This is a genomic window from Rathayibacter tritici (assembly GCF_002932875.1).
Taxonomy (GTDB): domain Bacteria; phylum Actinomycetota; class Actinomycetes; order Actinomycetales; family Microbacteriaceae; genus Rathayibacter; species Rathayibacter tritici.
Window position 1 is genome coordinate 45,242 of record NZ_PSWS01000062.1, and the last position, 25,363, is coordinate 70,604.

The window sequence follows — 25,363 nt, forward strand, 5'->3', positions numbered from 1 at the left end:
TTGCTCGGTGCGCCGGATCAGTGTAAACGCTGGGCCGGAGTGCGCCCCCGAGCCGCGCGGAGCGACCTCATCTCGGCGCGGTGAGACTCGACTCGATCAGGTCCACGAGCCTCCCGGAGCCGTCGCGCACGCCGATGCGAGCCGCCCTGCACGCCATCTCGTCGCGGCGGACGGCATCGCCCAGCAGCGGTACGAGCTCGCGCTCGACCCAACCGGGGAGGAAGGCCGCGTCCTCGACGAGGACGGCCCCACGAGCATCGACCACGCCGCGCGCGTTGAAGCGCTGCTCGCCGTTGCCGACCGGGTACGGGACGTAGACCGCGGGCAGGCCCAGCGCGGTCAGCTCACTGACGGTCGCCGCGCCGGCACGGGAGACGGCGACGTCGGCGGCCGAGAGCGCGAGGTCCATCCGGTCGCAGTAGGAGAGGAGGTGATAGCCCGCGATACCGGGGTCCGTGATCTCTGCGCGGCCGCCGGTGATGTGCAGGATCTGGAAGCCGGTGGCGACGAGGGCGGGGGCGGCGGCGTGCACGGTCGCGTTGATCCGCCGGGCGCCGAGGGAGCCACCGGTGACCAGGAGGGTCGACCGCGACGGATCCAGACCCAGCGCGGCCATTGCCTCGTCGCGGCGGGCGGCGCGGTCGAGCTGCGCGATCTCGCGGCGCAGCGGCATCCCTACCATCCGCGCGTGCGGCAGCGAAGTGCCCTCGAACGCGACGCCGACGGAGCGAGTCGCGCGGGCGCCGAGGCGATTGGCCAGCCCGGGGCGCGCGTTCGCCTCGTGCACGGTGAAGGGGACGCCGGCGCGACGGGCGGCGAGGTAGGCGGGGGCCGCGGCGTACCCGCCGAAACCGACGACCGCGTCGATCCGCCGTTCACGAATCGTCCGCACGATCCCGGCGACGGTGGCGCCGAAGGCGCCCGGGAAGCGCAGCGCGGCCGGGTTCGGCCGCCGCGGGAACGGCAGGCGCGGAATCACCGAGAGTTCGTAGCCGCGCAGGGGGACCAGACGCGCCTCCAGTCCCTCAGCGGTGCCCAGCACCAGCACCTCGTCGTTCGGACGCCGCGAGCGGATCTCGTCGGCGGTCGCGAGCAGCGGATTCACGTGGCCGGCTGTGCCGCCACCGGCGAGCAGGTAGCGGGTCACTCGGCCGCCGCCTTCCTGCGGCGCAGGACGCCCGCGCCGGGCAGGGGCGCTGTCTGCGTGCGGGCGAAGGAGAGGACGACGCCGATGGCGAGGAGCGAGCTGAGCAGAGCGGTGCCTCCGGAGGAGATCAGCGGCAGGGGGACCCCGAGCACGGGGAGCACCCCCAGCACCACGCCGATGTTGACGAAGGCCTGGCCGATCAGCCAGACCATGATCGCGCCCGTGCTGATCCGCACGAACGGATCGGTGGAGGCGTGGATGACGCGGAAGAATGCGACGGCGAGCACGACGAACAACGCCAGCACGACGATCGCGCCGATCAGTCCGAGCTCCTCGCCGATGATCGCGAAGATGTAGTCGTTGTCGGCGGCGGGCAGCCACGACCACTTGGCCTTGGAGTTGCCCAGGCCCACGCCGAAGATCCCGCCGGAAGCCATCGCCCAGGTGCCGTGCACCGGCTGCCAGCACGAGTTCTGGTACTCCTCGACGTTCGAGCAGTCGCCGAGGAAGGACATGATCCGGGTGAGCCGGTTGTCACTCGATACGGCGAACAGCACCGCTCCGATCGCCCCGACGACCACGATCGGGACGAGGATCCGCATCTGCACGTTCGCGTAGAAGAGCGCCGCGAGGACGATGCCCGCCATGATGACGACCGTCCCGAGGTCGCCGCCGATCAGGACCAGGCCGATCGCGAAGCCGCCGACGATGAGGACCGGGACGAGCGCGTCCTTCCAGTCCTTCGCCGAGCGGTAGCGGCGGGCGAGCAGGAGCCCCAGCCAGAGCGCGAGGGCGAGCTTGATGATCTCGGACGGCTGCATGCTGAACGCGCCGAGTCGGATCCAGTTGCGGTTGCCGCCGACGGATTCGCCGAGCGGCGTGAAAAGCACGAGACCCTGCAGGACGCAGCCGGCCACGAGCAAGGCGGGCGTGATCCGCTTCCAGACAGTGACGGGCAGTCGCGAGACCACCAGCATCATCGGGATGCCGAGTAGCGCGAAGCCGCCCTGGCGCAGGAACCCGCCGAACGAGTCATCGCTCGACACGTAGGAGGTGACCGACGAGGAGGAGAGCACCATCGTCAGCCCGAACAGCACCAGGAAGAGCGTGGTGCCGAAGAGCAGGTAGAAGTTCGGCGAGTGGGAAGCGAAGACCTTCGAGAGGACGATCCGCGCGGAGCGGGCCCCGCTCCGGTCCTTCCCGCGCGACTCAGTGCGCGAGCGGCCCGCGAGGCGGCTCGTCGTCGGAGCGGTCATCGGCTCCCCCTCCCAGGTGTGTCGCCACGGCGGCCACGAAGGAGCGGCCCCGAGCCGCGTAGTCGCGGAACTGGTCCATCGAGGCTGCAGCGGGTGCGAGCAGAACGACATCGCCCGGGCGGGCGAGCGTCGCGGCGGCCTCGACGGCCGCCTGCATCACGGCACCAGTGTCGTCCGGGACGACCTCGCGCACGGGGAGGGCGGGCGCGTGTCGCCCGAATGCGCCGAGCAGCGCCGAGCGATCCGCGCCGATCACCACCGCACCGCGCAGTCGGTTGACGTGCGCGGCGACCAGGGCATCCACGTCGACTCCCTTGAGCAGCCCGCCGACGACCCAGACGACCGACGGATAGGCGCGCAGCGAGGCGTCGGCGGCATGCGGATTCGTCGCCTTGGAGTCGTTCACCCAGGTCACCCCCGAGCGCTCGGCCACGACCTGGATGCGGTGCTCGTCGAGCTCGAAGCTCGCCAGCGCCCGGCGGATCGCGGCGACCTCGATCCCGCAGGCACGGGAGAGCGCGGCCGCCGCCAGGACGTTCTGCACGATGTGCGGTGCGGCGAGGTGACGCTCGGCGAGCTCGTCGACGGTGGCGATCTCGAGCGCGCTGGTGCGCCGGTCCTCGAGGAAGGCGCGGTCGCAGAGGATGCCGTCGACGACACCGAAGTCGCTGGGCCCGGGCACGCCCAGGCCGAAGCCGATCGCGCGCGCTCCCTCGATCACGTCGGCGTCCAGCACCATCTGCTCGGTCGCCGCATCCGCCCGGTTGTACACACAGGCGACGCGTGTTCCGGCGTAGACCTTCCCCTTGGCGGCGCGGTACGCCTCGAAGGAGCCGTGCCAGTCCAGGTGGTCGTCGGCGATGTTGAGGCAGGTGCTCGCGATCGGCTCGATCGCGCCCAGATAGTGCAGCTGGTAGCTCGAGAGCTCGACGACGAGGACGTCGAAGCCCTGCGGGTCACGGACGGCGTCGAGCACGGGGACGCCGATGTTGCCACACGGAGCGGCGCGGAGATCGCCGGCCACGAGCATCGTCGCCGTGAGCTGGACGGTCGTGGTCTTGCCGTTGGTCCCGGTCACGACCACCCAGTCCGCCGGAGTGCCGTCGGCCCTGAGGACCTTGTCGCGGACCCGCCAGGCCAGCTCGACATCGCCCCACACGATGATCCCGGACTCCCGCGCCCACCGCAGGATCGGGTGCGTCGGCCGGAAGCCGGGTGAGACCACGACCAGCTCCGGTGCGAACGAGCGCAGCTCCTCCGGGGCCGAGTCGAGGCTGTCCGCGCGGTGCAGGCGCGCACCGATCACCTCGAGCAGGCGCTCGCGCTCCTCGTCGGCGCGGTCGGCGAGCACCAGCACCTCCGAGCCGAGCTCGGTCAGCGTGTCGGCTACCGAGAACCCCGTGACGCCCAGGCCCAGCACGGCGACCCGCAGGCCCCGCCAGTTCGAGTGCCAGCTGCGGAGGGAGTCGAGACGGGTGCGATCGGTCATTCCAGCGAGAGCCATTCCAGGTAGAAGAGCCCGACACCGGCGGCGACGAAGATGCCGGCGATGATCCAGAAGCGGACGACGACGGTGATCTCGGCCCAGCCCTTGAGCTCGAAGTGGTGGTGGAGCGGGCTCATCAGGAAGATGCGCTTACCCCGGGTCAGCTTGAAGTAGATCCGCTGCAGGATCACCGAGCCGGTCACGATCACGAACAGCCCGCCGATGAGGATGACGAGCAGCTCGGTGCGGGTGAGGATCGCCAGGGCCGCGAGCGCGCCACCCAGGCCGAGGGATCCGGTGTCGCCCATGAAGATCTGGGCCGGCGAGGTGTTCCACCAGAGAAAGCCGACTAGGGCCCCGGAGACCGCCGCCGCGATGATCGCCAGATCGAAGGGATCGCTCACCTGGTAGCACTTGTCGACGACTTCGGGGCTGAGGCGCTGGTCGAAGCACCACTGGTTCGACTGCCAGAAGCCGATGATGACGTAGGAGCCGATCGCGAGAATCGAGGACCCGGTCGCGAGGCCGTCGAGGCCGTCGGCGACGTTCACCCCGTTCGAGGTACTGGTGACGATGACGCAGATCCACAGCACGAACAGGCCGATGCCGATCCACCCGAGGGCGGCGAAGTCGAACGGCAGGTCGCGGATGAACGAGATCGAGGTGGACGCGGGCGTGAGCCCGTTGGAGTCGCGGACCATGATCGCGATGACGGCGAAGGCCGCCGCGACGACCACCTGCCCGGTGATCTTCGCCCAGCCGCCGAGCCCGAGGCTGCGCTGGTTGCGGGTCTTGAGGAAGTCGTCGACGAAGCCGACGAGCCCGAGTCCGACCATCATGAACAGCACGAGCAGCGCGGAGGGGGCGATCGCACGGTTGCCGAACAGCATTCCGAGGAAGTAGCCGACCACGGTGCCGATGATGATGACGATGCCCCCCATCGTCGCCGTGCCGTGCTTGACGTGGTGCGATTTCGGCCCGTCCTCGCGGATGAACTGGCCCCACTGCAGGCGGTGGAAGAGGCGGATGAACAGGGGCGTCATCAGGAGCGTGAACGCTCCGGAGAGCGCGCCGGCCAGCAGGAGTGCCCTCATCGGTGGCGCTCCCCGAGACGCTCGGCGAGGAAACGCAGGCCCGCGGAGTTGGAGGACTTGACCAGCACGGTGTCACCCGGGCGCAGGTACTCCTCCAGGAACGCGAACGCCTCGTCCGAGGTCTCGGCGAAAACGGACTCGCCGCTCCAGGACCCCTCGCGCTCGGCCGCGACGTGGATACGCCGGGCGCCGCGGCCCACCACGACGATCTGGGCGATGTTCAAGCGCACGGCCAGCAGGCCGACGCGATCGTGCTCCTCGTCGGCCCACTCGCCGAGTTCGCTCATCTCGCCCAGGACCGCGACTGTGCGCCCCTGGGGCTTCGCGATCTGGGCGAGCGTGCGCAGCGCGGCGGCGGTGGAGTCGGGGCTCGCGTTGTAGGCGTCATTGATGACGCGGACGTCCTCGCCGCCGAGGACCTCCATCCGGCCGCGCTCGGCGAGGGTGACGGTGGCGAGCGCGTCCACGATCGCGGGCAGCGTCACTCCGACCGAGAGCGCGGCGGCGGTCGCCGCGAGGGCGTTCATCACGTGGTGCTCGCCGAGGACGCGCAGCAGGAGCTCGGCACGGGCGGACTCCCGGCCCTCCCCCGCTGCGACCTCGATCGTGAAGCGGGTGCCGTCCGGGGTGGCGTCGATGTCGACGGCGCGAACATCAGCGCTCTCGCCGCGGCCGAACCAGAGGACGCGAGCGGCGGCGCGGGCCGCCATCGAGGCGACACGGCCATCATCAGCGTTCAGCACGGCGACGTCGTCGACGGTGAGGTCGGCGACCATTTCGGTCTTGGCCTCGAGCGTGCGCTCGATCCCGCCGAACTCCCCCGCGTGCGCGAGGCCCACCGCGAGCACGACGCCGACATCCGGCTTCGCCATCCGGACGAGGCGGCGGATCTCGCCGACCGCGCTCGCCCCCATCTCGGCGACGAGGAAGCGCGTCGACTCCGACACCTGCAGCATCGTGATCGGCGCACCGACCTCGTTGTTGAAGGAGCCGCGCGGCGCGACCGTCTCGCCGACGCGCTCGAGGATCGTGCGCAGGAGGTTCTTGGTCGTCGTCTTGCCGTTCGAACCGGTAACACCGATGACGGTGAGCCCACCCTTCGCTCGCACACGGCGGACGACCTCGGTCGCGAGGGCGCCGAGCGCCTCGACCGAGTCGTCGACGAGAACCTGCGGCACGTCGAGGTCGAGCGGACGCTCCACGATCAGGAGCGCAGCCCCGTGCTCGAGCGCGGCGGGCGCGAAGAGGTGGCCGTCGGTGTGCTCGCCGCGCTTGGCGACGAAGATCCCGCCGGGCGCGATCTCGCGGGAATCGGTCTCGGTCGCTCCGTCCACAACGGTGGCGGCCGTGGCGGCCGAGCCGGCCAGGTGGAGGCGGCCGGAGACGGCCTCGGCGATCTCGGTGAGGGTGAGGGCGATCATCTACAGCCAGCCTGCCTCACGCAGTGCGTCACGGACGTCGTCTCTGGCCGAATACGGCATGTGCACTCCTGCGATCTCCTGGTGGTCCTCGTGGCCGGGCCCGGCGTAGAGGATCGAGTCCCCTTCGTGCGCGAGAGCGACGGCAGCGCGCACGGCCGCGCGCGGGTCGGCGATCTCGTGGATCTCCCGGTCGGGCGCGGCGGCCCGGGCCCCCTGGAGGAGCGCGGCACGGATGGCGGCCGGATCCTCCCAGCGCGGGTGGAAGTCGGTCACGATCACGACGTCGGCCAGACGCGCCGCGATGGCGCCCATGTCGCTGCGCTTCGTGGTGTCGCGGTCGCCGTCGGCACCGAACACCATGAACAGGCGACCGGGAGTGATGGTCCGCAGCGCCTCGAGCGCGTTCTGGAAAGCGTCAGGAGTGTGGCCGTAGTCGACGTAGACGCGCGGCCCGCGCACGCCCGAGACCAGTTCGGCGCGGCCGGGGATGTAGACGTCGAGCCGACTGTCCTCCAGCGCGTGCGCGATGGCGTCCAGGTCGAAACCCGACTCCACCAGCATCACGATCGCGAGCGCCGCGTTCGCCGCCATGTACCAGCCGATCAGCGAGACGGTGACGACGACGGAGCGGTTCTCGGGCCCGTCGAGGCGGAACATGGTGCTGTCGGCGGTCGCGTCGACGACGGTCATCGACCAGTCGGCGGGAGTGGTGGGGGCGACTCCGACGACCGACGAGCTGGCGAGCGTCGCGACGGGAATGCGGCTGCGCTCGGCGAGCTCGCGGCCCCACGCGCTGTCCACGGTGACGACACCGCGTCGCGCCCGCTCCGGCTCGAAAAGGTCGGCCTTGGCCTCGAAGTACTCGCGCATGTCGGAGTAGTCGTCGAGGTGGTCGTGGCTGAGGTTGGTGAAGCCGACGACGTCGAAGACGAGGCCGTCGATCCGATGCCGACTGAGCGCCTGCGCCGAGACCTCGATCGAGACCGCGCGGACGGCGGACTCGCGCATCCGGGCCAGCAGGCCGTGCAGCTCGCTCGCCTCGGGAGTGGTCAGCGAGCTGACGACCGCGACATCGCCGATGCGCCGCTCCGCCGTGGAGCTGAGCCCCGAGACGACCCCGAGCCGGCGCAGCAGGGCGTCGAGGAGGTAGACGGCGCTCGTCTTGCCGTTCGTGCCCGTCACTCCGAAGAGCGTCGGCACGTCCTCGCGCGTGCGGTGGATCCACGCGGCGACATCGCCCAGGGCGGCACGCGGATCGGGGGTCACCAGGACGGGGAGGCCGCTGTCGGCGGCGAGCTCCGCACCGGCGGGATCGGTCAGCACGGCCACAGCGCCGGACGCGGCAGCCGCGGACGCGAAGGCCGCGCCATGTGCCCGCCGCCCCGCGACACCGACGTAGAGATCGCCGGATTCGACCTGGTTCGAGTCGAGAGTGACCCCGCTCACCTCGACGCCCTCGACACCGACGACCGGCCCGAGCGAGAACTCGGCGACGAGCTGGGAGAGGCTGCGCGGCACGGGGTGCTCGGGGCGGAGGGAGGACTGCGGGCGAGGGTCGTGCACTGCCCGCTCTTTCTCTCGTTCTGGTACCTGGATCGCGGTCCCGGCCGGGCTCACCACGTCGTGGGGTACTCGACGGGAGGAACCGTGGACGGCTCCACCCGGTTGGTCTTGAGCACCTGCGTCATGACCTGCTGGAATACCGGAGCCGTCGCTTGGGACGTATTCATCTTAACCGGATCGGCGATGGTGACCGTCACGACGTACTCCGGGTCCTCCGCCGGAGCGAGTCCGGCGAGCGAGACCGTGTAGCTCTTCGAGTAGCCGCCCTTGCCGTCCGGCTGCTGAGCGGTGCCGGTCTTGGTGGCGATGTTGTAGCCGTCGATGTGGATGTCCTTCGCCAGCCAACCCTCGTTGTAATGAGTCTGCAGCATGTCGACAACCTGCTTGGCCGCCGAACTCGAGACCACCTGGGACCCCGTCGAGTCGGGCACGTCCACCTCCGAGCCCTCGGCCGTGGTGCAGCCCGCGATCAGCTGCGCCGGGAGCCGGACTCCGCCGTTGCCGAGCGTCTGGTAGATGCTCGCGACCTGCACGGCGGTCGCTGAAACGCCCTGGCCGAACATCGTCGTGTAGTTCGTCTGGTTGTCCCAGTCCTGGTAGTCGGCGAGGAGGCCGCCCTCCTCGCCGGGGAAGCCGCTGGTGGTGGGGGCGCCGAGGCCGAACTTCTGCAGGTAGTCGTACCGGGTCTGGGCCGACAGGCGAGAGCCGAGCATCGAGATACCGACGTTGGAGGAGTCCTTCAGGATGCCGGTCAGCGTGTAGTTCGTCGGCGTGTGCGAGAAGTCGTCACTGAACGACGCGCCGTCCTTCTCGAAGGCGTCCGGAACGACGACGTGCGTCGTCGGGCTTGCCTGGTCCTGGTCGATCAGCATCGCGGCCGTCATCGGCTTGAAGGTGGAGCCCGGCTCGAAGGGCGCCCGGAAGGCGCGCGAGCTGCGGTCCGCCGAGCCGCTCGCCTCGACGTTGTTCGGGTCGACGGTCGGAGTCTCTGCGACGGTGAGCAGCTTGCCGGTCTTGACCTCCTGCACCACGACGATCCCGTAGCTACCACCGACCTCGGCGACCCGCTGCGAGAGAACCTGCTGCGAGTAGTACTGCAGGTCGGAGTCGATGGTGAGCTTCAGCGTCCCGCCGTCCACGGCCGGTGTCTCTGAGACGGTGCTGCCCGGGATCCGAACGTAGTCGGCGCTGCGCTCGTAGCTCTCGGAGCCGTTCTGCCCGGCGAGGCAGGTGTTCTCGGCGTACTCCATGCCCTCCTGGGCGGCTCCGTCCGCTCCGACGTAGCCGACGAGGTTGCCGGCCACCGCGCCATTGGGGTAGCTGCGGCCCTGCTGCGTCTCGAAGTAGGTCCACGGGATGTCGAGCGCGACGAGCTTCTGGTACGCCTCCAGGTCGAGCCCCTCGGCGAGGACCAGGTAGTTGGCCTTCGCGTCCTTCGCCAGTGCCGCGTCGACCGCTCCGGTGATCTGCTCGATGGTCTGGCCGGTGACGGCGCCGATCTCAGAGGCGGCCTGCTGGACGCTGACCATGACCTTCTGGTCGCCGCCCAGCTCACGCGGGAACTCCGCGACGTTCTTCGGCGAGGTCGTCAGACGGTAGCGCGTGGTGGTGTCCGCGAGCACTGTTCCGGAGCGGTCCACGATCGGACCGCGCTGACCGTAGGTGACAACGCTGTTCGACTGGTTCTGGGCGGCCGCATCGGTGAGCTCGTTCGCCCGCACGATCTGGATGTCGACCAGCTTGCCGATGAAAAGTCCGACGACGGCGACGATGATGACGAACGTGACGGCCGTGCGGCGTCTACTCGAGCGGTGGTGTCTCACTGCGGCGGTGTCCTTCTGTGCATCAGTGCGGGCTGCGTCAGTGTGTGATGGGCGCGGGCAACTCGCCCTGCAACGGTACGGCTGCACCGTCGACGGCCGGGGAGGACGCGCTCGCACCCGATTGAAGAGCAGGAACGAGAGCGTTCGACACCAGTGGCGTCGCGGCGGTACCCGCGACCTCGCTCGAGCTGGCCGAGGACGGGTCGCCGAGGACGGCGCCGTCGGAGAGGCGGAGGTAGACGGGCGCGGTGTTCGCGACCATGCCCAGGCCCTGCGCCGCCGTGGCGAGGTTCTGCGGCGAACTCAGCGTGTCGACCGCGTTCTGCTTCTCTGCGTTGCTGCGAGTGAGCGACTTCTGCTCGGTCTGTAGCGCCGAGATCTGGTAGGCCCCCTGCGAGAGTCCGACGCTCACCAGGAGCTGCACCACGATGATCGCGAACAGTCCGGCGACGGCGACGATCCCGTAGACAAGCGTGGGACGCGATTTCACCCGGCCCGACGGGACGGCTTCAATCCGGGGGCCGGGCGTGCGCTCCTCGGGACGTGCCCGACGGGCGGTGTCGATAATGGCGGGGTCGATGACGGCGGTAGCGCTCATGCAGTGCTCCTGATCCTCTCGGCCGCGCGCAGACGCACGGGTGTCGCTCGGGGGTTCTGGGCCTTCTCGTCCTCGGAGGCGAGCTCGGCCCCGCGGATGACGAGTCGGAACTCGGGTCGGTGTTCCGGCAGCTCCATCGGGAGACCGTCCGGGGCAGTGGAGGAGGACGCGGCCTGGAGCGCGCGCTTGACGATGCGGTCCTCGAGCGACTGGTACGCCTCGACGACGATCCGCCCGCCGACGCCGATCCGGGCCAGTGCCGAGGGAATCGCCCGCCCGAGAACGGACAACTCCTGATTGACCTCGATCCGCAGCGCCTGAAAGACGCGCTTGGCGGGGTGGCCGTTGCGCTGGATCGCGACCGGGGTCGCCGCCTGGATGATCTCGACCAGCCGGCCGGAGCGCTCCAGCGGGCCCTCGCGGCGCGCCTCGACAATCTTTTTCGCGTAGCGAGCAGCGAGCCGCTCCTCGCCGTACTCGTGGAAGAGTCGGCGCAGGGCGCTCTCGTCGTACTCGGCGAGAACGGTCGCCGCAGTGAGCGGGGCGGTCGAGTCCATCCGCATGTCCAGCGGCGCGTCCTTGGAGTAGGAGAAACCGCGCTCGGTCTCGTCGAGCTGGAGCGAGGAGACGCCGAGGTCGAAAAGCGCGCCGTCGATCGTGTCGATGCCCAGCTCGTCGAGCACGTCCGGCAGCTCATCGTAGACGGCGTGCACGAGGTCGATCCGGGAGGCGTGGGCCGCGAGCCTCTCCCCCGCGAGCTGCAGGGCCTCGGGGTCACGATCCAGACCGACGAGGTGCAGCCCCGGGAAGCGCTCGAGCAACGCGAGCGAGTGCCCGCCCATGCCGAGCGTCGCATCCACGACCACTGCCCCGTCGCGCTCTAGCGCCGGTGCCAGGAGTTCGACGCAGCGCTCGAGCAGCACGGGGAGGTGCCGCTGCTCGGTGGGGCGGGGGGTGTTCTGGGGAGTGTTCTCTGTCATGGCGGTCCCGCCGGTCCCGATCCTGTCGCCCGATCCCCATCCAGCTCGCGTCCGGACACCGGGGAAGGTGCGTCCGGGCGCCGAGTGGCTGGGAGTCGCGCGACAGGAGCTAGAACAGGCCGGGGATCACCTCCTCCTGAGTGTCGGAGAACACGGACTCCTGCTCGTGCAGGTAGCTCTCCCAGGCGTCCTGCGCCCAGATCTCGGCGCGGTTGCCCGCCCCGATGACGGTCAGGTCGCGGTCCAGCCCGGCGTAAGCGCGCAGCGGAGCCGGCAGGGTCACGCGGTTTTGCTTGTCCGGCATCTCGGCGCTCGCCCCCGAGAGGAACACCCGGAGGAAGTCGCGTGCCTGCTTGCTGGTCACCGGCGCCTGCCGGATCTTCTCGTGCATCACCTCGAACTCGGCCTGGCTGAACACGTAGAGGCACCGCTCCTGGCCGCGCGTGACGACGACTCCGGAGGAGAGCTCGTCGCGGAACTTGGCGGGGAGGATCACACGGCCCTTCTCGTCGAGTTTGGGGGAATGGGTGCCGAGGAACACGGACTGCCCCCCAGTTCTTCCGGCCACGGATGGTGTGTCCTCCACAGTACTCCACTTCCCCCCACTCACAACCCGGGCACAGGCCGTGGCGCGCCGAAGGGACCCCCGTGATCCGCGTCATTCCGCGGATCCGTGATGGTGGGGCGAAGTGGAGGAGAACTGCGGCTGAGGGGAGGGCCGAGGCACGAAAAAAGGGCCGATCCGTGAGGATCGACCCTGGGGTGGAGCGGAGGGGGGGGCTAGCCGCGCCCGTCTCCGCGGTTGTCCCACCTGTCGTTCAGACGGTCCATGAAACCGGAGCCCTGGCGGTTGCCCGTGCGGGGCCTGGTCTGCCGACCGACGTCGGGGAGCCCGGGCGCGGAGGAACCACCGGCTGCCGGCCGCATCGCGACGATCACACCGCCGAGCATGAACGCGAAGCCGAGGATGCCGACGAGGGGCTGACGCACGACCACGCCCGCCACGAGGACGCCGAGACCGAGGATGCCGAGGAGGATGCCGAGCACCAGAGCGCGGTAGTTGGTGCCGCCGCGCCCCTTGCCGACCGCCGCCACGAAATCGGCATCGTTCTGATAGAGGTTGCGCTCCATCTCATCGAGGAGCCGTTGCTCGTGTTCCGAAAGCGGCATCATGACCCCTTCAGGGTGTGGCGTCGATAGGGCGTGGCGTCGATCCTTCCGCGGAACGACACCGAGTAGGCGGGGTCTGGGCTCGAGCGGTCGGGCGGCGCTTCAGTGTAGACCGAGCCCGACGCAGTCACCAGGCACCTTCGGTGCATAGGCTGGTCGGGTGAACCACAGCTCTCGACTCATCGATCGCGTCCAGCTCCGAATCGATGAATTCCTCACCGGGCGCACACCAATTCTGCGCTCCATAGGAGAGGACGTCTCCGCCCTCGGCGACCTTTCGCGGGACTTTCTCAGCGGGGGCAAGCGGTTTCGCGCGCGCTTCTGCGAGGCGGGCTGGAACGCCGTCTCGAGCGCCCCGAGCCAGGCCCACCCGAGTGGCTCCGATCCGATCGCTCGAGTCGGGGCGAGCCTTGAGCTGTTCCACGCGGCGGCGCTCGTGCACGACGACGTGATCGACAACTCCGACACCCGCCGCGGCGCGCCTGCGGCGCACCGGCGCTTCTCCTTCCTCCACGCCGACGGCGACTGGAGCGGAGACCGCGACGAGTTCGGCCGTTCCTCCGCGATCCTCCTGGGCGACCTACTCCTGGTCTGGTCCGACGAGATCTTCGCCGACGCGGAGTGGTCGCTCGGCGACCGCGCCGCCGCCGAGCGCGCACGAGCCGAGTTCAACCTGATGCGCACCGAAGTCACCCTGGGCCAGTACCTGGACATCCTCGAAGAGAGCGCGTGGGTGCGCCACCCCGAGCACGAGCACCTGGAGCGAGCCGAGCGGGTGGTCGTGTATAAGAGCGCCAAGTACAGCATCGAGGCGCCACTCGCGATCGGAGGCTCGCTGGCCGGCGGTGATGACGCCCAGCTCGACGCGCTGCGCCGCTTCGGACTCCCGGTCGGGATCGCGTTCCAGCTGCGCGACGACGTACTCGGCGTCTTCGGCGACCCGGCCGTGACGGGCAAGCCCGCCGGCGACGACCTGCGTGAGGGCAAGCGCACCGTGCTGCTCGGGCTGGCCCGCGGCGCCTGCTCGCCGAGCGATCGAGCCGAACTCGACGCCGTTGTCGGCCACAGCGATGCCGACGCGGCCGCGATCGCGCGCGCGCAGGAGATCGTCGCGGGCAGCGGTGCCCTGGAGCAGCTGGAGGAGCGGATCGCCCATGAGGTTCAGGCCGCGACGGCGGTCCTCCCCGACGCGCCGCTGCGAGCCGAGGGCATCGCCGAACTCCGCGAGCTGGCAGCGCAGGTCACGGTCCGCACCTCCTAGGAGCGGATCCAGGGCTCAGGCCAGGGCCTGGGCCACCCGACGGACCTCGGCCTTGCGACCGGCGCGGAGGGCGAGGATCGGGCTCGTGCCCAGGCTCTCCTCAACGGCCAGCAGCCAGTCGACGGCCTCATCGTCGGTGAAGCCGGAGTCCGCGAGCAGGATCGCGGTGCCCCGGATCTCCGTCATCGGCTCGCCCTCGCGGAGGAAGAGGGCCGGCACCTTCAGGACACCGTCCCGGCGGCTGCCGAGCAGGTGGCGCTCCTCGAGGAGGCGGCGGACCCGGCCGGCGCCGAGTCCGGTCAGCTCTACGAGGTCGGGGACGGTCAACCACTCCAGCTCGGAGTCGGTCGAGGTGGCGGGGGCAGCGGACGAGTCGGTCACCCGTTAAGACTGCCACGAGCCCGCAGGGCCGCCAACCGCGACGGCGGCCAGGTGGGACGGGCCGGGTCCTGCGCCGCCCGGGCGTCGCTCACCGGTTCCGCCGGGGGTCTTGCCTAGACTCATCGCGTGACCACCAGCCAGCTCGACCCTCTCCTCGGCCGTCTCGTCGACGGCCGGTACGAGGTGCGCTCGCGAATTGCGCGGGGCGGCATGGCAACCGTCTATCTGGCACACGATCAGCGCCTTGAGCGCCGCGTCGCGATGAAGGTCATGCACGGTCACCTCTCCGATGATGCGACCTTCAAGAACCGCTTCGTCCAGGAGGCGCGCTCGGCCGCCCGCCTCGCCCATCCGAACGTCGTGAGCGTCTTCGACCAGGGCCAGGACTCGGACATGGCCTACCTGGTGATGGAGTATCTCCCCGGCATCACCCTGCGCGACCTGCTGAAGGAACGCGGCCGATTGACCGCCCAGCAGGTGGTCGACATCATGCACTCGGTGCTCTCCGGTCTCGCCGCCGCGCACCGAGCCGGCATCCTGCACCGCGACCTCAAGCCAGAGAACGTCCTCCTCGCCGATGATGGCCGGATCAAGATCGGCGACTTCGGCCTCGCTCGCGCCGCCTCCGCGAACACCGCCTCCGGCCAGGCGCTCCTGGGCACCATCGCCTACCTCTCCCCCGAGCTGGTCACCCGCGGTACCGCCGACACCCGCAGCGACATCTACGCCATCGGGATCATGATCTACGAGATGCTCACCGGCCAGCAGCCCTTCACGGGCGAGCAGCCGATGCAGATCGCCTACCAGCACGCGAACGACTCCGTGCCCTACCCGAGTGCGACGGTCGCCTCAGTGCCCACCTCGCTCGATGAGCTCGTGCTCTGGGCGACCGAGCGCGACCCGGACATGCGCCCCCGGGACGCCGGAGTCATGCTCGCGCAGCTGCTCGAGGCCGAACGCCTGATGGGCATCACTCCGAGCGACCGGCGCGGCGACACCCAGGCGGTCGCTCCGCTCCCCGTTCCCGAACCGGCGACGGCCCTCTTCGCCCCGGCGGAGCCCGGCCGCACCTCGGTCATCGAGCGCTCGCCGGCTACCGGCGCCGTCCTGGTGATGGACGAGGACGACGACACGGTCGCCCGTCTCGCCGCGAAGCGCCGCGTCCGGCGGCGCCGTGGAGTCCTGCTGACGGTGGTCGTGCTCCTCCTCGCCCTGATCGGCGGAGGAACGGCCTGGTGGTTCGGCGAGGGACCGGGGGCGATCGTGTCGATCCCGAACGTCGTCAGCCAGTCCCAGCAAGACGCGACGACCCAGCTGCAGGCGCAGGGGTTCGAGGTAGAGCCGCAGGCGGCACCCGACCTCACCGTTCCCGCGGGCACAGTCATGAGTTCCGATCCGCCCGGCGGGCAGGGAGTGCACAAGGGCTCCGTCATCACCCTGACGGTCTCCAGCGGGCCGCGCCAGCTGCCGGTCCCCGATCTCGCCGGCCTCTCGGAGGCCGACGCGACCGCGAAGGTCGCCGCAGGCTCCTTCACCGTCGGCGATGTGTCGAGAAGGTTCGACGCCGACGTCGCGGCGGGCGTGGTCATCTCCGCCGCGCTCCCCGACGGCTCCGCGCTGCCCAAGACGATGTCGGAGACCAGCAGCATCGCGATGGTGGTGAGCCTCGGACCGATCCCCAACGTCGTCGGTCTCTCGATCGACGACGCGACAGCGAAGGCGAAGGCCGCAGGCCTCGCGCTCGACCGCAGCGGCGAGGACTGGAGCGACACGGTCGCCGTCGGCGTGGTCCTCACCCAGGCGAACCCGGAGGCACCGGCGGTGACGGGAGACGCCATCTCCGTCGTCACCTCGAAGGGCCCGAAGCCGGTGGCCGTACCGAACCTGGTCGGGATGAACCGCGACCAGGCGAAGGCGGCCCTCGAGGCGGCAAACCTCGCGTGGAGCTACTCGCTGACCACCCTCGGTCCGCTGATCGACGCGGCGCCGAACGAGCTGACGAAGGTCACCAACCAGTCCAACAAGGCCGGTGACCTCGTGCAGCGCGGGACGACCATCCAGCTGTCCATCACGATCACGACCTGACGTCCCGGAGGCCGAGCCGCCCCTGAGCGACGGGTCGACCGGCGGGACGGAGTCAGAGTGCGCGGCCGCGCAGCTCCTCAGCCACAAGGAAGGCGAGTTCGAGCGACTGCATGTGGTTGAGCCGCGGGTCGCAGACCGACTCGTAGCGGGTGGCCAGCGTCGCCTCATCGATGTGCTCCGAGCCGCCGAGGCACTCGGTGACGTCGTCGCCCGTGAGCTCCACGTGGATGCCGCCCGGGTGCGTTCCCGCCGCTCGGTGCGCCTCGAAGAAGCCCTTCACCTCGTCGACCACGTCGTCGAAGCGCCGGGTCTTGTAGCCGGTCGGGGTCGTCAGCCCGTTGCCGTGCATCGGGTCGGTGACCCACAGCGGCAGGGCGTCGCTGCGCGTGACCGCCTCGAGCAGCGGCGGCAGCGCGTCGCGGATCTTTCCGGCTCCCATCCGGGTGATGAAGGTGAGCCGGCCGGGCTCGCGCTCCGGGTCGAGCTTGTCGATCAGCTCGAGCATGGTCTCCGGCGTCGTCGAGGGGCCGAGCTTCACGCCGATCGGGTTGCGCACGCGCGAGAGGAAGTCGACGTGAGCGCCGTCGAGATCGCGAGTGCGCTCACCGATCCAGATGAAGTGGCTCGACGTGTTGTACGGCGTGCCGGTGCGTGAGTCGATCCGCGTCATCGGGCGCTCGTAGTCCATCAGCAGGCCCTCGTGACCCGTGTAGAACTCGGTGCGCTGCATGCCCTCGAAGTCGGCCCCGCAGGCCACCATGAACTTGACCGCGCGATCGATTTCCCGGGCCAGCTGCTCGTAGCGCTGATTCTGCGGATTCTCGGTGAAGCCCTTGTTCCAGTAGTGGACGAGACGCAGGTCGGCGAACCCTCCCTGCGTGAAGGCGCGGATGAGGTTCAGGGTCGAGGCTGCCGTGTGGTACCCCTGCACGATGCGGCGCGGATCCGCGGCACGCGACTCCGGAGTGAAGTCGTAGCCGTTCACGATGTCGCCGCGGTAGGCCGGCAGCGTCACGTCGCCGCGGGTCTCGAGGTCGCTTGAGCGCGGCTTGGCGAACTGGCCGGCCATGCGGCCCATCTTGATAACCGGCATGCTCGCGCCGTAGGTGAGGACGACGGCCATCTGCAGCACCGTCTTGACCCGGTTGCGGATCTGGTCCGCGGTCGCTCCCGCGAAGGTCTCGGCGCAGTCGCCGCCCTGCAGCAGGAAGGCCTCGCCACGGGCCGCGGCTCCGAGGCGCTCGCGCAGCTGGTCCACTTCGCCGGCGAAGACGAGCGGCGGCAACGCGGCGACCTCGGCGGACGCCTTCGTCACGGCCTCGATGTCGGGCCAGTGCGGCTGCTGCTTGATCTCGAGCTCCCGCCACGAGTCCAGGCCGGCGACCACGGAGGGGGCGGCGAGGACGTACGGTTCGTTCGGATCGATGACCACGAGGGTGTTCCCGGTTCTAACGGGCGCCAGCGGCGCGCGGAGGGCCGCCGCCCGGACGGACGGCAGCGGTTGACGAGCTTATCGCCTGGGCGGCGGTGCGGCCGGGCAAGGGCGCCGAACGGGCGCTCAGCGGGTGAGCGCCGCGCGCTTCTCCTTGACCGAGGTCGCATAGACGTCGAGATACTCCTGTCCGCTCAGGGCAAGGAGCTCGTACATGATCTCGTCCGTGATCGAGCGGAGGATAAAGCGGTCGCCCTCCATGCCCTCGAAGCGGCTGAAGTCGAGCGGCTCGCCGAACACGATGCCAATCCGACCGAGTGCGGGCAGGCGCTTACCGATCGGCATGATCCTGGCGGTGTCGATCATCGCGACGGGGATGACGGGCACGCGCCCCTCGAGGACCATCCGGGCGACTCCGGTGCGGCCGCGGTACATCCGCCCGTCGGGGCTTCGCGTGCCCTCGGGATAAATGCCCAGCGCGTGGCCGCCGGCGAGAACGCGCAGCCCCGTGTTGAGCGAGGCCTCCGACGCCTTGCCACCGGAGCGGTCGATCGGCAGCATCCCGGTGGCGGTGAAGAACGTCTTCGTCGCCCAGCCCTTGAGTCCCTTGCCGGTGAAGTAGTCGCTCTTCGCCAAGAACACCATGTTGCGCTCGATCACCAGCGGGAGGATCACGGAGTCGATGAACGAGAGGTGGTTGCTGGCGAGGATCACACCACCGCTCGCGGGAATGCGATCGGCACCGACCACCCACGGGCGGAAAATCGTCTTCAGGAGCGGGCCCGCGACGATGTGCTTCATGAACCAGTAGAACATCGGGCTCCTCGGCGGTGCGGTGGGTCGGGTGCGGCGGGTGGCGTCAGAGGGAGTTCGCGTGCACGCGCGCGAGGTCGGCGGCCCCGACGACTCCGGCGTCGTTGACGAGCTCGGCGATACGGAACTCGGGCTCCGGGTGGAACCCTCGGGCGGGCAGATTGTCGACGTAGGCCTGGCGGATCGGGTCCAGCAGCAGATCCCCGGCCTGCGCCACTCCCCCGCCGATGACGAACATCTGCGGGTCGAGGACGGCACTGAGGCTGGCGGCCGCCTCGCCCAGCCAGTGGCCGAGCTGGCGCAGCGCGGCGAGGGCGCCGAGGTCACCCGCCGTGATCAGCTCGGAGATGACGTGTCCGGTCAACTCGCCGCCGTTGCGGGTGCGGGCGTCAGCGATGCCCTGGCCGATCCCGCCCGCGTCGGCGAGCTCGCCGGCGAAACGCTGGAGCGCGCGCCCCGAACCGTACTGTTCGATGCAGCCACGGGCACCGCAGCCGCAGGGCAGACCACCGGGGACGACACGCATGTGCCCGATCTCAGCCGCGGCGCCGAAGCCGCCGCGCAACAGCCGGTCGTTGATCACGATCGCGCCGCCCACTCCGGTGCCGATCGTGAGCATCAGCATGTCGCTGACGAGACGGCCGGAGCCATAGCGGAACTCGGCCCAGCCCGCGGCGTTCGCGTCGTTCTCGATGATGATCGGGAGGTCGATACGGGCCGACAGCTTCTCGCGGAAGGGCTCGTTGCGCCAATTGATGTTCGGGGCGTAGTAGACGATCGACTGGGACGCGTCGATGAAACCGGCGGCGGCGACTCCAACTGCGGCGACGTCCCCAGGGAGCAGGCCCGAGCGCAGGTGCTCGACCATCTCCACGACGACGTCGACAATCAGCTCGGGGTGCCCGGCGGGAGTGGGCCGACGGTCCTCGCGGAGGATCCCGCCGAACTCATCGACCAGGGCTCCGGCGATCTTCGTGCCGCCGATGTCGATCCCGATCGCGTGCACGCGCACCGCCTTCCCGTCGTCACCGGCGCTGGAGCGACGGCGGGCCGACCTGAGCGGCGGCCAGATCGAGTGTAGTGACCGAGGGGTGCCCGGTGCGGCTCGGCGATGAGACCCGGCGGGGTGTGTCGGCTCTGCGCCGGATTGTCAGCCTGAAAAGATCCACAGCTTCGACGACGCCGCTAGGGTGGAGGCGACGTTGATTCAGGTACCGAAGGAGTTGCCGTGGACCAGTTCGATTCTCCCCTCGTGGTGGCGGCCGACCCGCAGGCTAACGCGACCGCCCTCCTCCTGGACCGCGTGCGCGAAACGCCCGAGCGGCCGCTGTTCGCGTTGCCCGACGGCGCGCACTGGCGCGACGTGACGGCGCAGGAGTTCCTCGATCAGGTCACCGCGCTCGCCAAGGGGCTCGTCGCCGCCGGTGTCGAGCCGGGCGAGAAAGTCGGGCTGATCTGCACGACCCGCTACGAGTGGACGCTGATCGACTTCGCCGTCTGGTTCGCCGGCGGTGTCCTCGTCCCCGTGTACGAGACGTCCTCCCCCGCCCAGGTGCAGTGGAATCTCGCCGACTCGGGCGCTCATGCCGTGATCGTCGAAACCGCCGAGCACTTCGCCCGCTTCGACGAGGTCCGCGCCGATCTGCCGGAGGTCCGTCTCGCCTGGCAGATCGGGCTCGGCGACCTCGACAAGCTCGTCGCGCGCGGCGTCGACGTCCCGAACGCCGAGATCGAGCGCCGCCGCTCGCTGGCAGCCGGTGCCGACATCGCGACGATCATCTACACCTCCGGCTCCACCGGCCGCCCCAAGGGCTGCATCATCAGGCACTCGAATTTTGTCGAGCTCAGCCGCAACTCGGCGGTTGCCCTCACGGAGCTGATTCACCAGCCCGGCGCGTCGACACTACTGTTCATCACCACGGCGCACGTGTTCGCCCGCTTCATCGCGATCCTGTGCGTGCACGGCGGGGTGAAAGTCGGGCATCAGGCCGACACCAAGCAGCTGCTCCCCTCGCTCGCCTCCTTCAAGCCGACCTTCCTCCTGGCCGTCCCGCGCGTGTTCGAGAAGGTGTACAACTCCGCCGAGCAGAAGGCCGAGGCCGCGGGGCGGGGGACGATCTTCCGTCGCGCCGCCGATGTCGCGGTCGCCCATTCGATGGCCGCGGAGGCGGGCTCGGTGCCGTTCGCGCTGAGGCTGCAGTTCCTGCTCTTCGACCGGCTCGTCTACTCGAAGTTGCGGGCCGCGATGGGCGGCAGTGTGCGCTTCGCCGTCTCGGGGTCCGCGCCGCTGGGCGACCGGCTCGGGCACTTCTTTCACAGCCTCGGCATCAAGATCCTCGAGGGCTATGGCCTCACCGAGACGACGGCGCCCGCCACAGTGAACCGTACGGAACGGTTCAAGATCGGTTCGGTCGGTCCGGCGCTGCCGGGCGTCTCGGTGCGGATCGTGGACGACGGCGAAATCCAGGTGCGCGGGATCGACGTCTTCGGCGGCTATTGGAACAACGAGGCGGCCACGGCGGAGGCGTTCGACGGCGAGTGGTCCCGGACGGGTGATCTCGGAACGCTCGATGAGGACGGCTACCTGCGGGTCACGGGCCGGAAGAAGGAGATCATCGTCACGGCGGGTGGCAAGAATGTGGCGCCGGCCGCGCTTGAGGACCCGATCCGGGCGAATCCTCTGGTCGGTCAGGTCGTTGTCGTGGGGGATCAGCGTCCGTTCATCGCCGCGCTGGTCACGCTCGACTCCGAGATGTTGCCGACCTGGCTGGCGAACAACGGGCAGGAGGCGGGTCTGTCGCTCGAGGCTGCGGCCGTGAATCCGGCTGTGCTGGCTGAGGTGCAGCGGGCCGTCGATGCGGCGAACGAGCGCGTGTCCCGTGCCGAGTCGGTCCGGAAGTTCGTGATCCTGCCGACCGAGTTCACGGAGGCCAGCGGTCACCTGACCCCGAAGATGAGCATCAAGCGGAACGTCATCCTCGCCGATTTCGCCGACACCATCGCCGCCGTCTACTCCGCCGCCCCCGCCACCGAGGGCATCTCCCTCCGCTGACTCGCTTTCCCGTCGGCGAAACGCACCCCGCTCTCCGAAACGCACCCACCTCAACAGGCCAACCGCGCCGAGCCGGGCAGGGACCGGCTCGGAAATTAGCGGAGCCGTATCCGGCAAAGCGCGTCCCAGCGCTTTCCCGTCGGCGAAACGCACCCCGCTCTCCGAAACGCACCCACCCCGAACGGCCAACCGCGCCGAGCCGGGCAGGGACCGGCTCGGAAATAAGCGGAGCCGTATCCGGCAAAGCGCGTCCCAGCGCTTTCCCGTCGGCGAAACGCACCCCGCTCTCCGAAACGCACGCACCTCAACAAGCCAACCGCGCCGAGCCGGGCAGGGACCGGCTCGGAATCAACTCAGAACCAGTGGGATTCGCGGACGGCTTTCATGGCGGCGCGGCGGTCGTCCTTCGACAGGCGGTCGAGGTAGAGGCGTCCATCGAGGTGGTCGCATTCGTGTTGGAGGGCCTGGGCCATCAGACCGTCGCCTTCGAGGACGATGTCGTTGCCGTCGAGGTCGGTACCGCGGACTTTCGCGTGCGGGTAGCGGATCGCCGGGTACCAGAGGTTCGGGACGGAGAGGCAGCCTTCGTCCACGGGCTGCGGTTCTCCGTTGAGCTCGATGATCTCGGGGTTCAGGACGTAGCCGATCACGCCGTCGACGTTGTAGCTGAAGGCGCGGAGGTTGACGCCGATCTGGGGGGCGGCGACGCCGGCTCGTCCGGGCGGGCGGACGCTGTCGAGGAGGTCGTCGACGAGGCCGCGAACTCCGGCGTCGACCGTGTCGATCATCGAGGACGGGGTCTTCAGCACCGGGTCCCCGAAGATCCGGATCTGGCGTTCGGTCATGTGGTGCGCTCCCTCAGGGCCTCCTCCGCGCTCAGGAGGGCGTTCTCGACGACTTCGCTCGCTGCGGGGTGCGGCCAGTACTGGCTGCGGGCGAGTCCGCGGATGCCGATGCCGGCGCTGGCGGCGTGGACGAGCGGCTGAATGAGGATACTGGCCTGCGGCCCGATGATGTGCGCGCCGAGGAGGGCGCCGTCGAGTCCGACGACCAGGAGGCAGGCGCTGGAGTCGTCTTCGAGCGCCCAGCCGAATGCGGTGGAGCCGTACTCCTGGGTGACGGTGATCACGTCACGGCCCTGCTCGCGGGCTTGGGCGGCGCTGAGGCCGAAGTGGGCGATCTGCGGGTGGGCGAAGATCGCGCCCGGCACCGGCGAGAGCGTGTTCGAGAGCAGCTCCCGCGGGTGGAGGAGGTTGTGCGCGACGAGTCGCGCCTCGTGGTTGGCAACGTGTTTCAGCTGCCAGCGCGACGAGACGTCTCCGAGCGCGAAGAGCCCCGGCACGGGGCGCCCGCCGGAGAGCACGCGCTGTTCGGAGTCGACGCTGATCCGGCCGTCCTCGTGCAGGTCGATGCCAACAGTCGCGGCGGCGACAGTGTCGCTGTTGGCTTGGCGGCCGAGGGCCACCAGGAGCAGGTCGGTCTCGACCGTGGTGCCGTCCTCGAGGGCGACGTGCAGGCCGTCGTCGCGGGCGTCCACGCTGTCGACGCTCACGCCGGTCAGCACGGTGTAGCGCTCTGCGGCGATCGCGGTGAAGCGGCGGGCGACGTCCTCGTCGAGGGCGCGGAGGAGCCGGTCGCTGCGGACGGCGACGGTGACCGCGGTGCCGAAGGAGGAGAAGACATGCGCGAACTCGACGGCGACCGCGCCTCCGCCGAGGATCAGCATCCGCTCGGGGAGCTCGTCGAGCCGCATCACGGAGGAGGAGTCATGGATGCGCGGGTCGGGCTCGTAGGCCGCGAGGAGGGGCCGCGGCCGAGAACCGGCGGCGATGACCACCTGCGGAGCGCTGATGCGCGCTCCGCTCGCGCTGGCGAGAACGTGCGGCCGGACGCCGTCGCCGAGGGATTCGAAGCCGAAGCTCTCGCGCAGGACCGTCACGTTCGGGGAGCGCTGGTCGCGGTACTCGAAGCCGCCCTCGCTGATCGCGTCGATCCGACCGAAAACCCGATCGCGGACCTCGGCCCACTCGGGGCGCTGGAGCCGGGAGCGCACGCCGATCCGCTCGCCCTGGTCGACGTCGGTGACGACATCGGCGACGTGGACGAACATCTTCGTGGGGATACAGCCCGCGTTGAGGCAGGTGCCGCCGAACCACTCGCCGTCGTCGAGGATCGCGACCCGCAGGTCGTCGAACTCGGGTCCGACGATCGAGTTGCCGGATCCCGCGCCGATCACGATCAGGTCGAAGGCGTCGATCCGGCTGGTGTCACCCCGAGTGACATCGACAAGATCAGACACGCCGAACCGGCATCCCTTCGACGACGAGCGCGGCGAGCAGGCGCGCCGCCTCCTTCGTGCCCTCCCGCAGCTGCTCCCACTTCACGACGGACCCGGCGGCGAGTACGGGGTCGTACGGGATGCGGACGATGTCGCGGACGCGGGAGCGGAAGTGCGACTCGATCTCCTCCAGCTTGACCAGGCTCGTGCCCTGCGTCGCCGTGTTGAGCGCGACGACCGCGTTGCGCACCAGGTCGCCGTAGCCGTTCGCGTCGAGCCAGGTGAGGGTCTCGGAGGCGAGGCGCGCCTCGTCGACGCTGCCGCCCGAGACGATCACGACGGTATCCGCTCGCTGCAGCGTCGGCCGCATCACCGAGTGCACGATCCCCGTGCCGCAGTCGGTGAGCATGATCGAGTAGAAGCGCTCGACCAGGTCGGCGACGACGTTGTAGTCGTTCTCGTCGAACGCCTCGGAGAGCTGCGGGTCGGTGTCCGAGGCGAGAACGTCGAGGCGGGTCTCGTCGCGCGAGACCATCGTCGAGAACTCGGTGAAGCCGGTCACGCCGGCGGCGCGGTTCACGACGTCGCGGACCGTCGCCCGCGTCTGCTTCGGCACGCGCTCGGCCAGCGTGCCGCGGTCCGGGTTGGCGTCCACGGCGATGATGCGGTCCTCACGGGCATCGGCGAGGGCCATGCCGAGCAGCGTCGTAACCGTGGTCTTGCCGACGCCGCCCTTGCGAGTCATGACCGGGACGAAGCGGGTGCCGCCCTCGAACTGCCGACCGATCCGCTCATCCATCGCCTTCCACGCCTTCACTTTGGCGGAGTCGCCGAGGTTGACCGTGTGGAAGCTGACGCCATACAGGAAGCGGTGCCAGCCGCCGGTGGGGGCGGGCCGCGTCTTGCGGTTGACCTCGAGCAGCCGGTCCGGCGTGAGCATCGACGCCGACTCGGGTGCCGCTGCGCTCGGCTCAGTCGGAGTGGGAGCCGCGCTCGAAGACTCGGCACGGAGGCGGTCGCGGCGGGTGGGTCCGGCGGCGTGCTCGCCCGCGGGCTCGTCGGGCGCCGGCAGCGGGGCCCGGGTCGGGATGCCTGCCGTGACGGGTCCGTGCGCGACCGGTCCGTGCGCGGCAGGAGCGGGCGCGTCGGGAATGCGCGCCGAACCAGGAGTGGGCTCCGGCGGCAGGAGGGCGTGCGAGCGGGTGGGCGGTAGGCCGAGGCGGCCGACATCGATCGCCTCTTCGTCCTCGACGGGCGCGGGAGCGGTGGAGCGGCGCCGCGGGCCGGGCGGAGTGATTCGCACCCCGTCGGGCAGGAGGGTCGGTGCGGTGTCGGTCGGCCGCGGAGAGTACTGACCCGACTCCCGGGCCGCGTCCAGGGCGGTTCGCGGTGTGGGACCGGTCTCGGTGTCGGGCTGTTCGTCGTTGCGCTCATCCATGCGAACGAGCCTCCTTCCGCTTGCGATGAGTGTACCGGCGGGCTCGGATCGCACCGGGCGGCTTGGTCGGAGCCCGCCGCTGCTG

21 protein-coding genes are annotated in these 25,363 nt (G+C 70.0%); 3 read left to right on the forward strand and 18 right to left on the reverse strand.

Annotated features, from left to right (window positions below; translation table 11 throughout):
• Positions 1–67 precede the first annotated feature (67 nt).
• The 11 genes from C5D07_RS12110 to C5D07_RS12160 all read right to left on the reverse strand — a co-directional run bounded on the left by C5D07_RS12110 (position 68) and on the right by C5D07_RS12160 (position 12,541).
• Positions 68–1,147 (reverse strand): UDP-N-acetylglucosamine--N-acetylmuramyl-(pentapeptide) pyrophosphoryl-undecaprenol N-acetylglucosamine transferase, encoded by a 1,080-nt coding sequence (locus tag C5D07_RS12110; RefSeq protein WP_068252641.1) that lies wholly within the window; start codon positions 1,145–1,147, stop codon positions 68–70.
• Positions 1,144–2,403, reverse strand: coding sequence for a putative lipid II flippase FtsW (gene ftsW / locus C5D07_RS12115; RefSeq protein WP_084415845.1), 1,260 nt, complete (start codon positions 2,401–2,403; stop codon positions 1,144–1,146). The genes C5D07_RS12110 and ftsW overlap by 4 nt, the downstream gene beginning before the upstream one ends.
• Positions 2,357–3,892: a UDP-N-acetylmuramoyl-L-alanine--D-glutamate ligase gene (gene murD / locus C5D07_RS12120; RefSeq protein ID WP_104259433.1), complete on the reverse strand. Its 1,536-nt coding sequence runs from the start codon at positions 3,890–3,892 to the stop codon at positions 2,357–2,359. The genes ftsW and murD overlap by 47 nt, the downstream gene beginning before the upstream one ends.
• Positions 3,889–4,983 carry a phospho-N-acetylmuramoyl-pentapeptide-transferase gene (gene mraY, locus C5D07_RS12125; RefSeq protein ID WP_068252633.1) on the reverse strand — a complete coding sequence of 365 codons (1,095 nt, stop codon included), beginning with the start codon at positions 4,981–4,983 and terminating at the stop codon, positions 3,889–3,891. Before mraY ends, murD begins: the two co-directional genes overlap by 4 nt.
• Positions 4,980–6,404: a UDP-N-acetylmuramoyl-tripeptide--D-alanyl-D-alanine ligase gene (locus tag C5D07_RS12130; RefSeq protein ID WP_068252627.1), complete on the reverse strand. Its 1,425-nt coding sequence runs from the start codon at positions 6,402–6,404 to the stop codon at positions 4,980–4,982. The genes mraY and C5D07_RS12130 overlap by 4 nt, the downstream gene beginning before the upstream one ends.
• Complete coding sequence (locus C5D07_RS12135; RefSeq protein ID WP_068252626.1) at positions 6,405–7,967, reverse strand: Mur ligase family protein; 1,563 nt, start codon at positions 7,965–7,967, stop codon at positions 6,405–6,407.
• Between the two features lie 50 nt (positions 7,968–8,017).
• A complete protein-coding gene (locus C5D07_RS12140) occupies positions 8,018–9,790 on the reverse strand; it encodes a peptidoglycan D,D-transpeptidase FtsI family protein (protein WP_068252625.1) in 1,773 nt (590 codons plus the stop codon).
• 37 nt (positions 9,791–9,827) lie between these two features.
• Positions 9,828–10,388 carry a cell division protein FtsL gene (gene ftsL / locus C5D07_RS12145; protein WP_068252622.1) on the reverse strand — a complete coding sequence of 187 codons (561 nt, stop codon included), beginning with the start codon at positions 10,386–10,388 and terminating at the stop codon, positions 9,828–9,830.
• On the reverse strand, positions 10,385–11,368 hold the full coding sequence (rsmH, locus tag C5D07_RS12150; protein WP_068252620.1) for a 16S rRNA (cytosine(1402)-N(4))-methyltransferase RsmH: 984 nt from the start codon (positions 11,366–11,368) through the stop codon (positions 10,385–10,387). Before rsmH ends, ftsL begins: the two co-directional genes overlap by 4 nt.
• Before the next feature lie 109 nt (positions 11,369–11,477).
• Complete coding sequence (mraZ, locus tag C5D07_RS12155) at positions 11,478–11,909, reverse strand: division/cell wall cluster transcriptional repressor MraZ (RefSeq protein WP_068252618.1); 432 nt, start codon at positions 11,907–11,909, stop codon at positions 11,478–11,480.
• 239 nt (positions 11,910–12,148) lie between these two features.
• Positions 12,149–12,541 carry a DUF3040 domain-containing protein gene (locus C5D07_RS12160; RefSeq protein ID WP_308470993.1) on the reverse strand — a complete coding sequence of 131 codons (393 nt, stop codon included), beginning with the start codon at positions 12,539–12,541 and terminating at the stop codon, positions 12,149–12,151.
• A 157-nt stretch (positions 12,542–12,698) separates the two neighbouring features.
• Between C5D07_RS12160 and C5D07_RS12165 the strand changes: the two genes are divergently transcribed.
• Entirely contained in the window at positions 12,699–13,799 is a 1,101-nt protein-coding gene (locus tag C5D07_RS12165) for a polyprenyl synthetase family protein (RefSeq protein WP_068252616.1), read from the forward strand.
• 15 nt (positions 13,800–13,814) lie between these two features.
• On the opposite strand, the gene C5D07_RS12170 is transcribed toward C5D07_RS12165, so the two are convergent.
• Complete coding sequence (locus tag C5D07_RS12170; RefSeq protein WP_068252615.1) at positions 13,815–14,180, reverse strand: Rv2175c family DNA-binding protein; 366 nt, start codon at positions 14,178–14,180, stop codon at positions 13,815–13,817.
• Between the two features lie 126 nt (positions 14,181–14,306).
• On the opposite strand from C5D07_RS12170, the gene pknB reads away from it, so the two are divergent.
• The gene (gene pknB, locus C5D07_RS12175) at positions 14,307–16,265 is read left to right on the forward strand and encodes a Stk1 family PASTA domain-containing Ser/Thr kinase (protein WP_068252614.1); all 1,959 of its coding nucleotides are present in this window, start codon (positions 14,307–14,309) and stop codon (positions 16,263–16,265) included.
• Between the two features lie 52 nt (positions 16,266–16,317).
• Here the strand turns inward: pknB and C5D07_RS12180 are convergent, their stop codons facing one another.
• The 3 genes from C5D07_RS12180 to C5D07_RS12190 form a co-directional block, all read right to left on the reverse strand.
• A complete protein-coding gene (locus C5D07_RS12180) occupies positions 16,318–17,697 on the reverse strand; it encodes a class II 3-deoxy-7-phosphoheptulonate synthase (protein ID WP_373408352.1) in 1,380 nt (459 codons plus the stop codon).
• A gap of 126 nt (positions 17,698–17,823) precedes the next feature.
• On the reverse strand, positions 17,824–18,513 hold the full coding sequence (locus C5D07_RS12185; RefSeq protein WP_068252613.1) for a lysophospholipid acyltransferase family protein: 690 nt from the start codon (positions 18,511–18,513) through the stop codon (positions 17,824–17,826).
• Positions 18,514–18,556: 43 nt separating this feature from the next.
• Complete coding sequence (locus tag C5D07_RS12190; protein WP_068257128.1) at positions 18,557–19,516, reverse strand: ROK family glucokinase; 960 nt, start codon at positions 19,514–19,516, stop codon at positions 18,557–18,559.
• A 222-nt stretch (positions 19,517–19,738) separates the two neighbouring features.
• Between C5D07_RS12190 and C5D07_RS12195 the strand changes: the two genes are divergently transcribed.
• Positions 19,739–21,562: an AMP-dependent synthetase/ligase gene (locus tag C5D07_RS12195; RefSeq protein ID WP_104259434.1), complete on the forward strand. Its 1,824-nt coding sequence runs from the start codon at positions 19,739–19,741 to the stop codon at positions 21,560–21,562.
• A gap of 353 nt (positions 21,563–21,915) precedes the next feature.
• Here the strand turns inward: C5D07_RS12195 and def are convergent, their stop codons facing one another.
• The 3 genes from def to C5D07_RS12210 are packed head-to-tail and all read right to left on the reverse strand — an operon-like array spanning position 21,916 to position 25,278.
• Positions 21,916–22,407, reverse strand: a complete 492-nt coding sequence (gene def / locus C5D07_RS12200; RefSeq protein WP_068252611.1) for a peptide deformylase — start codon at positions 22,405–22,407, stop codon at positions 21,916–21,918.
• Positions 22,404–23,861: a mycothione reductase gene (locus C5D07_RS12205; RefSeq protein ID WP_068252608.1), complete on the reverse strand. Its 1,458-nt coding sequence runs from the start codon at positions 23,859–23,861 to the stop codon at positions 22,404–22,406. The genes def and C5D07_RS12205 overlap by 4 nt, the downstream gene beginning before the upstream one ends.
• Entirely contained in the window at positions 23,854–25,278 is a 1,425-nt protein-coding gene (locus tag C5D07_RS12210; RefSeq protein ID WP_084415844.1) for a MinD/ParA family ATP-binding protein, read from the reverse strand. Before C5D07_RS12210 ends, C5D07_RS12205 begins: the two co-directional genes overlap by 8 nt.
• Positions 25,279–25,363: the final 85 nt, after the last annotated feature.

Bases quoted from the DNA above. Each gene is read 5' to 3' on its own strand.
- ftsW (WP_084415845.1), bottom strand. From the start codon at position 2,403: ATGACCGCTCCGACGACGAGCCGCCTCGCGGGCCGCTCGCGCACTGAG.
- murD (WP_104259433.1), bottom strand. From the start codon at position 3,892: ATGACCGATCGCACCCGTCTCGACTCCCTCCGCAGCTGGCACTCGAAC.
- mraY (WP_068252633.1), bottom strand. From the start codon at position 4,983: ATGAGGGCACTCCTGCTGGCCGGCGCGCTCTCCGGAGCGTTCACGCTC.
- C5D07_RS12130 (WP_068252627.1), bottom strand. From the start codon at position 6,404: ATGATCGCCCTCACCCTCACCGAGATCGCCGAGGCCGTCTCCGGCCGC.
- ftsL (WP_068252622.1), bottom strand. From the start codon at position 10,388: ATGAGCGCTACCGCCGTCATCGACCCCGCCATTATCGACACCGCCCGT.
- rsmH (WP_068252620.1), bottom strand. From the start codon at position 11,368: ATGACAGAGAACACTCCCCAGAACACCCCCCGCCCCACCGAGCAGCGG.
- C5D07_RS12160 (WP_308470993.1), bottom strand. From the start codon at position 12,541: ATGATGCCGCTTTCGGAACACGAGCAACGGCTCCTCGATGAGATGGAG.
- C5D07_RS12185 (WP_068252613.1), bottom strand. From the start codon at position 18,513: ATGTTCTACTGGTTCATGAAGCACATCGTCGCGGGCCCGCTCCTGAAG.
- def (WP_068252611.1), bottom strand. From the start codon at position 22,407: ATGACCGAACGCCAGATCCGGATCTTCGGGGACCCGGTGCTGAAGACC.
- C5D07_RS12210 (WP_084415844.1), bottom strand. From the start codon at position 25,278: ATGGATGAGCGCAACGACGAACAGCCCGACACCGAGACCGGTCCCACA.